Source organism: Mesorhizobium sp. M0772, assembly GCF_040320135.1.
GTDB lineage: Bacteria > Pseudomonadota > Alphaproteobacteria > Rhizobiales > Rhizobiaceae > Mesorhizobium.
In genome coordinates this window covers 1-12,773 of sequence record NZ_JAMYPB010000089.1, presented here as the reverse complement: position 1 = coordinate 12,773, position 12,773 = coordinate 1, and the positions used below count along the sequence as shown (strand labels likewise).

The following is a 12,773-nucleotide window of genomic DNA, read 5'->3' as shown; positions in this document are numbered from 1 at the left end:
TCCCTACTCCCTACTCCCTACTCCCTACTCCCTACTCCCTACTCCCTCCACCCCGTATCTCCGCGCATGAACCTCATTTACGCCGCCTGTGCTTTGCTCCTCGCGCTCGTCTTTGCCCTGGCCGGTGTCACCCGCGCCGGCGCGTGGCTGATCGAGTGGCGAAACCCGCCGGCCGGCGAATTTGCCGACATCGACGCCACCCGCATCCACTATGTCCACGTGCCGGCGCCTCAAAATGCCGAGCTGCCGGCGATCGTCTTCATCCATGGCGCCAGCGCCAACCTCAGGGATCAGATGCTGCCGATCAGGCCTTTGCTCGAAGGCCGCGCCGAGATGGTCTTCCTCGACCGGCCGGGCTTCGGCTGGTCGGCGCGCGGCCCCGGCAATGAGAGCCCGTCGGGGCAGGCCGACACCATCGCCAGGCTGATGGACCGTCTCGGCATCCACAAGGCGATCATCGTCGGCCATTCGTTTGGCGGCGTGATCACCGCCGCCTTTGGCCGCGAACACCCGGAGAAGACGCTCGGGCTGGTCTTTCTGTCGCCGGTCAGCCACCCCTGGCCGGGCGGCGCGACCGCCTGGTACTACAAGCTGACCGCCACCCCCATCATCGGCTGGCTGTTCTCGGAGACATTGACCTATCCGGCAGGCACGCTGCAGATGGACGGCGCCACGGCCTGCGTGTTTTCTCCCAACAAGGTGCCGGAAGGCTATGTCGGCAATGCCTCGATTCCGCTGGTGCTGCGTCCCGGCGCTTTCCGCGCCAACGCCATCGATGTCGCCGGCCTCTACGACTATACGTTGAAGGCCGCGCCGCATTACCGCGACATCACAGCGCCGACGATCGTCATCTCGGGCGACCGCGACAAGGTGGTCTATGCCTCGATCCATTCGGTCGGCCTGGTCAGGGACATCCCCGGCGCCGAACTGATCTGGGTCCACAATCTGGGCCACAAGCCGGATTGGATCGCCTCCGACCTCGTCGTCGGCGCGATCGAGAAAGTCGCCGGCAAGGACGTCGACCTGCAGGCAATCGCGAAAACCGTGGAAGCGCGGATCGCCGGCGATGCCTACAACGATGCACAGTGCCCCGACATTACGGTGCCCGACGCGCAACTCGCCCCGACGTGACGGCCGCATGTATGTCCTGAAGCACGGAATCAAGAAAAACCCCGAAGCGTTCTGGGCGCTACCGGATCGCATCTTCTTCGGCTACGGCGCCTGCCACATCCTTGCGGGCACCTTCCTCAGCCATCCTCCCCTGGACGGATTCTACGGCGAACGGATCATTCCGGGCGAGGATTTCTACGGCAACCATATCTACATGACGAACGGCGTGATCGCCTTCGACTATCACGGCTATTCCAGCCGAGAGCGGCTTCTGCAGCACCATGGAAGGGGATCGGCTTCGCATAGCGCAGGCTGGCACTGCACGCTGGAAAGGGTCGATTTCGACCTGCTCGACACCGCCGACCTCAACCGGCGAAAGATGCGCGGCCCAGATCAGTATCTCTATGACCCAATCCCTCGCGCACACCGCTTCCTTCGGCGCATCGATCACGCCGAAGGTGCGGCAAGAGCGCTGCGAACTGTGATGAGTTGAAGCCTCTGTCAACCTATGTTGCGGGTGGCCTGCACGTCCGACCCGACATAGGCGATGCGCAGCATGTTGGTCGAACCCGGCGTCCTCAGCGGCACGCCCGCCGTGATGATGACGCGGTCGCCCGGCTGGCCGAACCCCTCTTCGAAAGCGATGCGGCAGGCGCGGTCGACCATGTCGTCGAGGTCGCTGGCGTCGGGCGAGACGACGCAATGCGTGCCCCACAAGAGCGACAGCCGCCGCGCCGTGTTGAGGATCGGCGACAGCGCGATGATCGGCACTTGCGGCCGCTCGCGCGCGGCGCGCAGGCCCGTGGTGCCCGACGCCGTATAGGTGATGATCGCCGACAGTTTCAGCGTCTCCGCAATCTCGCGGGCGGCGAGCGAAATGGCGTCGGCGCCGGTTGCTTCCGGTTCCGAGCGCTGCGCGTTGATGATGCCGGCATAGGTCGGGTCGGTTTCGACCTTGGTGGCGATGCGGTTCATCATCGCCACCGCCTCGACCGGATAGGCGCCGGCAGCGGATTCGGCTGAAAGCATGATGGCGTCGGCGCCCTCGAACACGGCGATCGACACGTCGGACACCTCTGCGCGGGTCGGCACCGGCGCGGTGATCATCGATTCCAGCATCTGCGTGGCGACCACCACCGGCTTGCCGGCCCGGCGCGCGGCGCGCGTGATCTGCTTTTGGATGCCGGGCACCGCTTCCAGCGGCATTTCCACACCGAGATCGCCGCGGGCAACCATCAGCGCGTCGGAGAGTTCGATGATTTCGGCCAGCCGGGCGACGGCCTGCGGCTTTTCGATCTTGGCCATGATCAGTGCCCGGCCGCGCGCGATCTTGCGGGCTTCCGCCAAATCCTCCGGCCGCTGCACGAAGGACAGCGCCACCCAGTCGACGCTTTCCGCCAGCACCGCATCGAGGTCCTTGCGGTCCTTTTCGGTCAGCGCACCGACCGGCAGGTCGGTGTCGGGCAGGCTGACGCCCTTCTTGTCGGAAATGGTGGTGCCGGCGACGACGGTGCAGGTGATAGACTTGCCGTCGCTCTTCACCGCCCTGAGCTCCAGCTTGCCATCATCGATCAACAGACGGTGGCCGGCCTCGACCGAGCTCAGGATTTCGGGATGCGGCAGGTAGACCCGGGTCGACGTGCCGGGCTCGGGATTGTTGTCGAGGGTGAAGGTCTGGCCCGGCGTCAGAACCTCCTTGCCGTTGGCGAACTTGCCGACGCGCAGCTTCGGTCCCTGCAAATCGGCCAGGATGCCGATTGGACGGCCGACCTTTTCCTCGACCGCACGGATGCGGCCGACCAGCGTGCGCATCAACTCGTGATCGGTGTGGCTCATATTGATGCGGAAGACATCGGCCCCGGCTTCGAACAGCTTCTGCAGCATCTCCTCGGACGAGGAGGCAGGACCGATGGTGGCGAGGATCTTGACCTTGCGGCTACGTCTCATTGACTGTTTGTTCCCGGGGCGGCTGGAGCGCCTCCCGTTGTGGACTCATCGGTCAGCTGGACCATCCAGCTTGCCTGCTCGCCCGTGTCATATTCCTGGAATCCGGCGCGCTGGAAGCCCCGGGCGACGCAATCGGTAACGCCTGCGATCTTGAACTCTTTTTCAGCCACGCACATGTTGATCGGGCCATCCCAGCGCCCGCCGCGCTCGGCGTCTTCTGCATAAAGATAGTAAAACCTTGATGACAGCGGACCTTCGATCAGCGTCTTGCAGCTCGATCCTTCGATGTGCCACCACCCCTCGGTGATCCAGCCTGCCTTGGCGCGGTAGCCGATGCCAACGCCGACCAGGTTCTGCGTGGCGTTGCAGACGCGGAAATCGGCGCGGGCAGGCGAAGCCGCGACCAGCGCGGTGAGCCCTAGCGTCAGGGTCAGGAGCGGCACGGCAAAGGCGGTGCGCGCACGCGGCCTGCCGGCGGAACCCATCCCGAAACCCCTCAATAACGTCATCTGCATCTCTCAACGCCCCTTTTCGGAAAAGTCCGGGCGCATGTCAACGCGCCGTTCTGTCCAATTCCAATCGATTTAGAAAGGCCCCCGACACGCGATCTGCCGCGCGTCACAGGATTTTCGCAGAAACCGTGGCCAAACAACGGCATTGCGCAACAATCCTCTTCGTGGGAATGACGGTACCACCCTCCCCGGAAGCCAGCGAACAGACCTTTCCAGCCAATGACCCGATCCACAGTTTTCGCGCCTTTCGATATCGTCGAAGGCGACCGCAAGCGAGGCATCGTGCTTGTCGCCGACCATGCCCGCCGCGACCTGCCGGAGGAGTATGGCAGTCTCGGCCTGCCGGCGGCGGAACTCGATCGCCATATCGCCTACGACATCGGTGTCGAGACGGTGACGCGCGAACTGGCCGCAGCGCTCGACGTGCCGGCGGTGATCGCCAATTTTTCGCGGCTGCTGATCGATCCCAATCGCGGCGAGGACGACCCGACGCTGATCCGCCAGCTCTATGACGGCACCGTCGTGCCGGGAAACTATCCCATGGCACCGGCCGAACGCGAAAGGCGGCTCGACGGCTTCTACCGGCCTTATCAGGACGCGGTCGGTGCCATGATCGCGTCGGTGGCGCACGCCTCAGGCAAAGCGCCGTTCATCTTCTCCGTACACTCCTTCACCCCTGTCATGCAGGGCTTCATCCGCCCTTGGCATGTCGGCATATTGTGGGACCTCGACGACCGCGTGGCGCGGCCGCTGATCGACATGCTGGCGCAGGATAAAAACCTCGTCGTCGGCGACAATGAACCTTATGACGGCGCGTTGCGTGGCGACACCATGTTCAAGCACGCCATCGTCAACGGCTTTGCCCATGCGCTGATCGAGATCCGCCAGGACCTGATATCAGACAGCAAGGGGGCGCTGGCCTGGGCGCAACGGCTGGCGCCGATCGTTGACGCCATCGACCGCCGTCCCGATATACATCAGGTGAAGATGTTCGGCTCGCGCACCGGGCCGCTGTGAGGATCCAAGGCAATGACCGAACTCAGCGATGACCAGAAACGCGATTTCGAGGCCGCGGCCTTCCGCCGGCTGGTCGAGCATCTGCGCGAGCGCAGCGATGTGCAAAACATCGACCTGATGAACCTCGCCGGCTTCTGCCGCAACTGCCTGTCGAACTGGTACCGCGAAGCGGCCGAGGCTGAGGGCGTCGATCTCGGCAAGGACCAGTCGCGCGAAATCGTCTACGGCATGCCCTATGCGCAATGGCAGGCGCTGAACCAGACCGAGGCTTCGGACGCCAAGAAGGCGGAATTCGAGGCGAGGCGGCCGAGGGATCATTGAAGTAGCGCGCGGTTCACAGGATTGACGTCGGCGGGACAGCGCCCCCCCTCTGTCCTGCCGGACATCTCCCCCACTTGGGGGGAGATTGGCCGTCACGCAGGCTCTAGCCAATCGCCAGCGGTACGAGGCGCCGAAGCCGCCAATCTCCCCACGTGTGGGGGAGATGTCCGGCAGGACAGAAGGGGGCGCGAAGGAACGCTGCCTAACGGTTTCCCCTTAGATGTGGCCCACAAGCTTTTCGCAGCCAAGCGCTTGACGAGAAATTGAATCGATCTAATTTGCCCGCAAAGCCATTCCTTGACCGGATTCGGGCCATGAACGCGCAAAACACCATGCAGAGCGCCCTTCAGGGGCGATGGGCCGTAGCAGCGATCTTCCTCGCCAACGGCTTCCTGACCGGCAGCTGGGCGCCGCAGATTCCGGTGTTCCTGACCCGGCTCGACATCTCGAAATTCACCCTCGGCCTGCTGATCCTTCTGTTCGGCGTCGGCGCGGTCGCGGCCATGAGCTGGTGCGGCCATCTGATCTCCAGGCATGGCTCGCGCACCGTGTTGCGCTGGTTCGGCCTGTGCGGCAGCCTCGGCCTGCTGATCGTGGCGCTGGCGCCCAACGTGCCGCTGGCGTCGATCGCCATGATCATCTTCGGCGGCTCGATCGGCGGCATGGATGTCGCCATGAACGCCAATGCCGTGGTGGTCGAGCGCCGGCTGTCCCGCGCCATCATGTCGTCCTCGCACGGCTTCTGGAGCCTCGGCGGTTTCGCCGGTGGCGGTCTGGGCGGTTACGCCATCCAGACTTACGGCCACCTCGCCCATGCGGCTGTAGTCACGATCATTGCTTTTGCCGTCATCGCCGTGGCGGTCGGCTACCTCATCGCCGAGGACAAGCCGCAGGCCGCCGAGCATCATAAATTAACGCTGCCGGCCAACCCGCTGGTCTATCTTGTAGGGCTGATGGCGCTGCTGACGATGATTTCCGAGGGCGCCGTGCTCGACTGGGCAGCGCTTTATCTCAGGCAGGAGCTCGGCGCCGACCTCGCCATCGCCGGCCTTGCCTACGCCGCCTTCTCCGGCGTCATGGCTGTCATGCGCTTTTTCGGCGACGGCGTGCGCAACCGCTTCGGCGCGGTGGCGACGCTGCGCGGCTCGGCGGTGGTCGCCGCCGCCGGCATGCTGGTCGCCGGCCTGTCGCCTTCGCCCTGGATCGCCATCGCGGCTTTTGCTCTCTGCGGCTTCGGCATCGCCAATATGGTGCCGATCATCTTCTCGGCCGGCGGCAACCAGGAAGGCATGTCGTCGGGCACCGGCATGAGCGTCGTCACCACCATGGGCTATTCCGGCATATTGGTGGCGCCGTCGGCGATCGGCTTCGTCGCCGAGCATTCCAGCTTCGGGCCGATCTTCGTCGCCATGTCGGGGCTGCTGACCGTCGTGCTGTTGATGGCCGGGCTCGCTCACCGCGCCGAATTCGCGGCCGCCCCCGCCGAATAGCGCTTCAGCTCCTCGTAGAGGAAATCCGCTACGCGGCGGATGCGCACGCTGGTGCGCACGTCGCGATGCATGGCCAGCCACACCGGCAGGCTGGGCAGTGGCAGGCCGAGCAGCAGTTTCTCCAGCGACGGGTCGCTGTCCGCCAGCGGCTCCTGGCCAAGACCGACGCCGTTTCCCGCCCGCAGCGCTTCCCACAGAACGATCTGGTTGTCGGTCCTGAAGCGGAAACTGCTTCGGGTGACGGGGATGCCGGCCTGGGTAAAGCCCCGGATCATCTCGTCGCTGCGCTCGAAGCCGATCAGCGGATGGTCGAGAAGGTCGGCGGGCTTGAGCGGGCGTCCGTGCCTGTCGAGATAGGATTTCGCCGCGCAGCAGCAGAGCTTGATATCGCAGACCTTGCGCGCCGTCAGCTCGTTCTGCGCTGGCTTGACCATGCGGATGGCGATATCGGCATCCCTTCGCAGCAGGTTCTCGACCTGGTTCGAGGCGACGATCTCGACCTCGATGCCGGGTTCCTCGATGCCGAGCCGCGCCGTCATCCTCGGCAGCACATAGGCCGCCACCACCTCGCTGGCGGCAATACGCACCGAGCCTTCGATCGCCTCGACCGAGCCCAATGCCAACAGTGCGAACGCGCTCGCCTGCTCGCTCACCGCTCTGCCGCGTTCGAACAGCGTGGCGCCTGCTTCCGTCAGCGCATAGCCGCGCCGCCCGCGCCGGAACAAGGTGACGCCCAACGCCTGTTCGAGCTCACCGATGTGACGCCCGAGCGTCGGTTGGCTGGCCGACAGTTTGCGCGCCGCGGCCGACAGACTGCCGGTCTCCGCCACGGTGACGAAACTCTTGATCAGGTTCCAGTCGATGTCTTCCATTCATTTATGAATAACAAATCTGCATCCATAGTCAATTTTCATTCGCGTATGAACGCATCATATTCGCCGTGCAAACACAGACACGGAGAAGAAAAATGACCAAGATCGCAATTCTAGGCGCCAATGGCCGGCTCGGCCGCGTGGTTGGCAAGGCCTTCATCGACGCCGGTTTCGACGTCCGCGCCGTCACCCGCAGCGGCAAGGTCCCAGCCGAACTCAAGGGCGCCACCGCCGTCGCCGGCGATGCGCTCGACCGCGAGGCGCTGATCCGCGCCACGCAAGGCGTCGACATCGTCTTCAACGGCCTCAACCCGATCTACACCGACTGGGGCAAGTGTCTGCCGATGGCGGAGAACGTCATGGCCGCCTGCCATGCCAATGGCGCGCTGCATCTTTTCCCCGGCACTGTCTACAATTACGGCTCGCCGATGCCTGAGGTGGTCACCGAACACACGCCGTTCCGCCCAACGACCGAGAAGGGCCGCATCCGCTGCGTCATGGAAGCGCTGTTTCGCCGCGAGGCCGATGCCGGTCGCGTCCGCACCATCATCCTGCGCGCCGGCGATTTCTTCGGCGGCACCGGCAGCGGATCATGGTTCGACCTCGTCGTCGCCGCCAAGATGAACAAGGGCGTCTACACCGCGCCTGGCCCTGCCAACCTCGTGCACGAATGGGCCTATTTGCCGGACTTCGGCATCGGCTTCGTCGGCCTGGCGCGTAATCAGGGCAAGCTCGGCTTCTTTGAGGCGCTCAACTTCCCCGGCCACGCCGTCACCGACATGGACATAAAGGCCGCGGCCGAGAAAGCGTTGGGACGTCCGCTGAAACTGACCTTCCTGCCTTGGTGGGTGCTGCGCGCCGGCAGCCCGTTCGTGGCGATGTGGCGCGAGATCGTCTCGATGTCCTATCTGCGCTTCGAACCGCACCGGCTCGTGTCCGACCGGCTGGAAGGCATCATCGGCGAAGTCCCGCACACGCCGCTGGACGAGGCCGTGGCCGAGGCATTGAAGGACATCGGCATCAGCCTCGACAATGCAAAAGACGCCGCTTGAATGCATGTCGCCCAGAAGTGTGCGCGGTTCTGGGACAACGACATGCATCAAAACAAAGACTTTAGACAAAAATCTCTCTCGCGGTGCTGGCCCAATCGCTGGAAATCAGCAACCGGATGGTCATTATGAGGAGACTGTTTATAACGGTCGGCGAGATCACCATCACCAAGGGGAGACGATGCGTTACATACGTCCGCTTTCAATCGAAGACGCCGTTGGCCTGCTGGCCGACGCTTCCGGCACATCAGCCATTCTCGCTGGAGGCAGTGACCTCCTCGTTCGGATGAAGGGCGGGTTTGTCGATCCCGACCTGATCGTCGACATCAAGGCGATCGAGGGCTTGAGCGAGATCAGGGAGACGGCCGACGGCTTCAGCATCGGCGCCACCGTCCCCTGCGCCGTCCTGGGCGAGAGCTCGGTTCTGAAGAAGGCCTGGCCCGGTGTCGTCGAAGCGTCGAAGCTGATCGGCTCGAAACAGGTCCAGGGCCGCTGCACCATCGTTGGCAATCTGTGCAACGCCTCGCCGGCCGCCGACAGCGTCCCGGCCTTGGTGGCCGCCGCCGCAAAGGCCGTGGTTGCCGGTCCCTCGGGCAAGCGCACCATTCCGGTCGAGGCTGTGCCGATCGGGCCTGGCAAGACCTCGCTCACCAAGGGTGAGATCGTCGAGGCGATCCTGCTCGACAAGCGCGCGCCGCGTTCGGGCGACGCCTATCTCAGATTCATTCCGCGCACCGAGATGGACATCGCGGTGGTGAGCGCCGGCGTGAACCTGACGCTCGACGAGCATGGCGTCATAACAGCCGCCCGCGTCGCGCTGGGCGCCGCGGCCCCGACCGTGCTTCTGGTGGAAGAAGCAGCCGAGGCTCTCATCGGCAGGAAGCTGGATGAGGCGGCACTTGAGCGGCTCGCCAAGATCTGCGCTGGGGCCTGCCGCCCCATCGACGACAAGCGCGGCACCATCGAGTTCAGACGAAAAGTTGCGGGCGTGCTGGCCGGACGGGCCGCGACGACCGCCTACGCACGCGCAGGAGGCAAATGATGGCCGGTGTAGCAGTTTCAACGACAATCAACGGCGATCACGTCGAATACCTTTGCCAGCCCGACGAGACGTTGCTCGACGTCCTGCGCGATCGGCTCGGCCTGACCGGCGCCAAGGAAGGCTGCGGCACGGGCGACTGCGGCGCCTGCTCGATCATTCTCGACAACCGGCTGGTCTGCTCCTGCCTTGTGCTTGGCGCTGAAGCCGAAGGCAGGCATATCGAGACCGTCGAGGGCATGGCGCATGGCGATCAGTTGCATCCGCTGCAGCAGAAATTCCTCGAGCATGCGGCCCTGCAATGCGGCATCTGCACGCCGGGCTTCCTCATCGCGGCCAAGGATCTTCTGGCCAAGAACCCCGATCCTACCGAGGAAGAAATCCGCTTCGGCCTCGCCGGCAACCTCTGCCGCTGCACCGGCTACGACAAGATCGTGCGCGCGGTCCAGGATGCGGCCAATGTGATGAAGGGAGCGCACGCATGAACTTCGATCCACGCTTTTCGGGCCGCAAATTCTCCTCCGTCGGCACGCGGCCTATCCGTCCCGACGGCGTCGACAAGGTGACGGGCCGCGCGCGCTACGGCGCCGACTTCAACATGGCGGGACAGCTGGTCGGGCGTGTCCTGCGCAGCCCGCATGCGCATGCCAGGATCCTCAAGATCGACACTGCGAAAGCGGAAAAGCTGGCCGGCGTGAAAGCGGTGATCACCGCCGCCGACCTGCCCGATCTCACCGATGGCGATGCCGCCATGTACGACGTCCTCGACAATTGCATGGCGCGCGGCAAGGCGCTCTATGACGGCCACGCCGTGGCCGCGGTCGCCGCCGTCGATGCCCGCACGGCAAGGCAGGCGCTGAAGCTCATCGAGGTCGAGTATGAGCTGTTGCCGCATGTCACCGATGTCGACGAGGCGATGAAGCACAGCGCGCCGTTGATCAACGACACCATCTTCACCGAGGGTCTCGACGAAAAGCCGGTAAAGCCGTCCAACGTCACCAAGCGCAGCCAGTTCGGCCATGGCGATGTCCATCAGGGCTTTGGGCACGCCGATGTCATCGTCGAGCGCTCCTTCAAGACCGAACAGACGCATCAGGGCTATATCGAGCCGCACGCCTGCGTTGCGAGCGTCTCGTCCGACGGCACCGCCGACCTCTGGGTCTGCACGCAGGGCCATTTCGTCTACCGCCAGCATTGCGCGCAACTGCTCGGGCTGGAAGCCTCGAAGCTGCGCGTCACCTCGTCGGAAATCGGCGGCGGCTTCGGCGGCAAGACCCATGTCTGGGCCGAGCCGGTGGCGCTGGCTTTGTCGCGCAAGGCGGGACGGCCGGTGAAGCTGGTGATGACCCGCGACGAGGTGTTCCGCGCCTCGGGTCCGACCAGCGCCACCTCGATCGACGTCAAGATCGGCGCCCGCAAGGACGGCACCATCACCGCCGCCGAAGCGACGCTGCGCTACACCAGCGGCCCCTATGCCGGCACATGGGCCGAGATCGGCGCCATGACGGCCTTCGCCTGCTACAAGCTCGATAACGTCAAGACGGTCGGCTTCGAAGTGCTGGTCAACCGGCCGAAGACCGCCGCCTATCGCGCACCCTCGGCACCCATGGCTGCATTCGCGGTGGAAAGCGCCGTCGACGAGCTGGCCAAGGAACTCGGCATGGACCCGGTCGAGTTCCGCATCAAGAACGCCGCGCAGGAAGGCACCAGGTCCTCCTATGGCCCGGTCTACGGCCCGATCGGCATCGGCCCGACGCTGGAAGCGGCGAAGACCCATCCGCACATGCAGGCGCCACTTGGCAAGAACCAGGGCCGCGGCATGGCTTGCGGCTTCTGGTTCAACTTCGGTGGCCAGACCTGCGTGGACCTGAACATCGGCATGGACGGCTCGGTGTCGCTGGCTGTCGGCACGGTGGACGTCGGCGGTTCGCGCGCGTCGCTGTCGCTGGTGGCGGCGGAGGAGCTCGGCATCGACTATGCCCAGCTCAAGGCGGTGGTCGCCGACACGTCCTCTCTCGGCTACAACGACATGACCGACGGCAGCCGCGGCACCTTCTCGTCGTCGATGGCGACCATCTCGGCCGCCCGCAACGCGATCAAGATCCTGCGTGAGCGCGCCGCGCAGACATGGGACATCCCCGTCGACGACGTGGTCTGGGAAAACGGCCACGCCATCGCCAAGGGCGAAAAATACGGCAATCTTGCAGCCCTGTCGCTGAAGGAGATCGCCGCCGCTTCCGGCAAGACCGGCGGGCCGATCGCCGGCCACAGCGAACTCGTCGCCGACGGCGCCGGCGTCTCCTTCGCCACCCATATATGCGACATCGAGGTCGACCCCGATACCGGCTCGACCAGGGTGATCCGCTACACGGTGATCCAGGATGCCGGCAAGGCGGTGCACCCGACCTATGTCGAGGGCCAGTACCAGGGCGGTGCGGCGCAAGGCATCGGCTGGGCGCTCAACGAGGAGTACATCTACGGCAAGGACGGGCGCCTGCAGAACGCCGGCTTCCTCGACTACCGCATCCCGGTCTGCTCCGACCTGCCGATGATCGACACGCAGATCCTCGAGATACCCAATCCCAACCACCCCTATGGCGTGCGCGGCGTCGGCGAAACCTCGATCGTGCCGCCGCTGGCGGCGATCGCCAATGCCGTCTCCAACGCAGCCGGCGTGCGCATGACCCACATCCCGATGTCGCCGCCACGGGTTCTCGCCGCGATCGAGGCGGAACGGGGAGGCTAGGGCAAAAATGAGGTTCTTGCCCTAATGGTCGAAGTGACGCTCTGGGGCGCGCTGGGCCAGCTCGCCGGCGGCCAGAGCAAGGTCGAGGTCGAGGCCAAGGACATCAGGGAGCTGTTCAGGAAACTGGCTGAACAGTATCCCGGCATCGAGCCCTGGATCGAGAAGGGCATCGCGGTGGCGATCGACGGGACGATTTATCGCGATACGTGGTCGAAGGAACTGCCGCCGGGGGCGGAGATTTTTCTGCTGCCGCGGCTGGCTGGGGGGTGAAGTGGGGTGTCGCCCTACGTCCCAGAGAGCGGACCGGCATCCTCGGTCTGCGAACTTCAAGTGCAATGTCGGTCCTCGCCTAGATGCCAGTTTTGCTGACCGCGTCTTATCGGCGGCGGGTTGGCCAACAATCCAGAGAACCTGATCCGCTGGATTACGGCAAGGGACATCAGTCCGCACACGGCTCTGAAGTGACTCGAGCGGGTCACCGTTTGACGGACAACACCGGCCCCTTTCTGGAGAGGCCGGCTATCGTTGATCCAGGATCATCAAGCTAGGTTTGGCGCTGAGACGTATCGGAAATTCGTTCGCGCACGGCATGCTCGGTCTTGTCTGCTGTGGACTTCACGATCTCGCCGAGCTGATCGGCTATCGTGTCTGCTTCCATATCTTGCCGGCC

Annotated in this window: 13 protein-coding genes; 10 read left to right on the top strand and 3 right to left on the bottom strand. The window is 64.6% G+C overall.

The window, feature by feature from the left end; all coding sequences use genetic code 11:
• Positions 1 to 66: 66 nt before the first annotated feature.
• Both NKI06_RS30165 and NKI06_RS30160 read left to right on the top strand, forming a co-directional pair.
• Entirely contained in the window at positions 67 to 1,131 is a 1,065-nt protein-coding gene (locus NKI06_RS30165) for an alpha/beta fold hydrolase (RefSeq protein WP_352511931.1), read from the top strand.
• Positions 1,132 to 1,138: 7 nt separating this feature from the next.
• Entirely contained in the window at positions 1,139 to 1,603 is a 465-nt protein-coding gene (locus NKI06_RS30160) for a hypothetical protein (protein WP_352987887.1), read from the top strand.
• An 8-nt stretch (positions 1,604 to 1,611) separates the two neighbouring features.
• Here the strand turns inward: NKI06_RS30160 and pyk are convergent, their stop codons facing one another.
• Positions 1,612 to 3,057 carry a pyruvate kinase gene (pyk, locus tag NKI06_RS30155; RefSeq protein ID WP_023673117.1) on the bottom strand — a complete coding sequence of 482 codons (1,446 nt, stop codon included), beginning with the start codon at positions 3,055 to 3,057 and terminating at the stop codon, positions 1,612 to 1,614.
• Positions 3,054 to 3,542, bottom strand: coding sequence for a DUF1036 domain-containing protein (locus NKI06_RS30150; protein ID WP_023673118.1), 489 nt, complete (start codon positions 3,540 to 3,542; stop codon positions 3,054 to 3,056). The genes pyk and NKI06_RS30150 overlap by 4 nt, the downstream gene beginning before the upstream one ends.
• A 246-nt stretch (positions 3,543 to 3,788) precedes the next feature.
• On the opposite strand from NKI06_RS30150, the gene NKI06_RS30145 reads away from it, so the two are divergent.
• From NKI06_RS30145 to NKI06_RS30135, 3 genes are all read left to right on the top strand, one after another.
• Positions 3,789 to 4,586, top strand: coding sequence for an N-formylglutamate amidohydrolase (locus tag NKI06_RS30145; RefSeq protein WP_023706261.1), 798 nt, complete (start codon positions 3,789 to 3,791; stop codon positions 4,584 to 4,586).
• A 12-nt stretch (positions 4,587 to 4,598) separates the two neighbouring features.
• Positions 4,599 to 4,907 (top strand): DUF1244 domain-containing protein, encoded by a 309-nt coding sequence (locus NKI06_RS30140; RefSeq protein WP_023690051.1) that lies wholly within the window; start codon positions 4,599 to 4,601, stop codon positions 4,905 to 4,907.
• A 314-nt stretch (positions 4,908 to 5,221) separates the two neighbouring features.
• Positions 5,222 to 6,397, top strand: a complete 1,176-nt coding sequence (locus tag NKI06_RS30135) for an MFS transporter (RefSeq protein ID WP_352987886.1) — start codon at positions 5,222 to 5,224, stop codon at positions 6,395 to 6,397.
• On the opposite strand, the gene NKI06_RS30130 is transcribed toward NKI06_RS30135, so the two are convergent.
• On the bottom strand, positions 6,361 to 7,269 hold the full coding sequence (locus NKI06_RS30130; protein WP_352987885.1) for a LysR family transcriptional regulator: 909 nt from the start codon (positions 7,267 to 7,269) through the stop codon (positions 6,361 to 6,363). The two genes, NKI06_RS30135 and NKI06_RS30130, sit on opposite strands and share 37 nt — an antisense overlap.
• Before the next feature lie 95 nt (positions 7,270 to 7,364).
• On the opposite strand from NKI06_RS30130, the gene NKI06_RS30125 reads away from it, so the two are divergent.
• From NKI06_RS30125 to NKI06_RS30105, 5 genes are all read left to right on the top strand, one after another.
• On the top strand, positions 7,365 to 8,321 hold the full coding sequence (locus NKI06_RS30125) for an SDR family oxidoreductase (RefSeq protein ID WP_352987884.1): 957 nt from the start codon (positions 7,365 to 7,367) through the stop codon (positions 8,319 to 8,321).
• Positions 8,322 to 8,499: 178 nt separating this feature from the next.
• Positions 8,500 to 9,360, top strand: a complete 861-nt coding sequence (locus NKI06_RS30120; protein WP_023693632.1) for an FAD binding domain-containing protein — start codon at positions 8,500 to 8,502, stop codon at positions 9,358 to 9,360.
• Positions 9,360 to 9,842, top strand: a complete 483-nt coding sequence (locus NKI06_RS30115; protein ID WP_023684040.1) for a (2Fe-2S)-binding protein — start codon at positions 9,360 to 9,362, stop codon at positions 9,840 to 9,842. The genes NKI06_RS30120 and NKI06_RS30115 overlap by 1 nt, the downstream gene beginning before the upstream one ends.
• Positions 9,839 to 12,103 carry a xanthine dehydrogenase family protein molybdopterin-binding subunit gene (locus NKI06_RS30110; protein WP_352987883.1) on the top strand — a complete coding sequence of 755 codons (2,265 nt, stop codon included), beginning with the start codon at positions 9,839 to 9,841 and terminating at the stop codon, positions 12,101 to 12,103. The genes NKI06_RS30115 and NKI06_RS30110 overlap by 4 nt, the downstream gene beginning before the upstream one ends.
• Before the next feature lie 24 nt (positions 12,104 to 12,127).
• The gene (locus NKI06_RS30105) at positions 12,128 to 12,373 is read left to right on the top strand and encodes a MoaD/ThiS family protein (protein ID WP_023684042.1); all 246 of its coding nucleotides are present in this window, start codon (positions 12,128 to 12,130) and stop codon (positions 12,371 to 12,373) included.
• Positions 12,374 to 12,773: the final 400 nt, after the last annotated feature.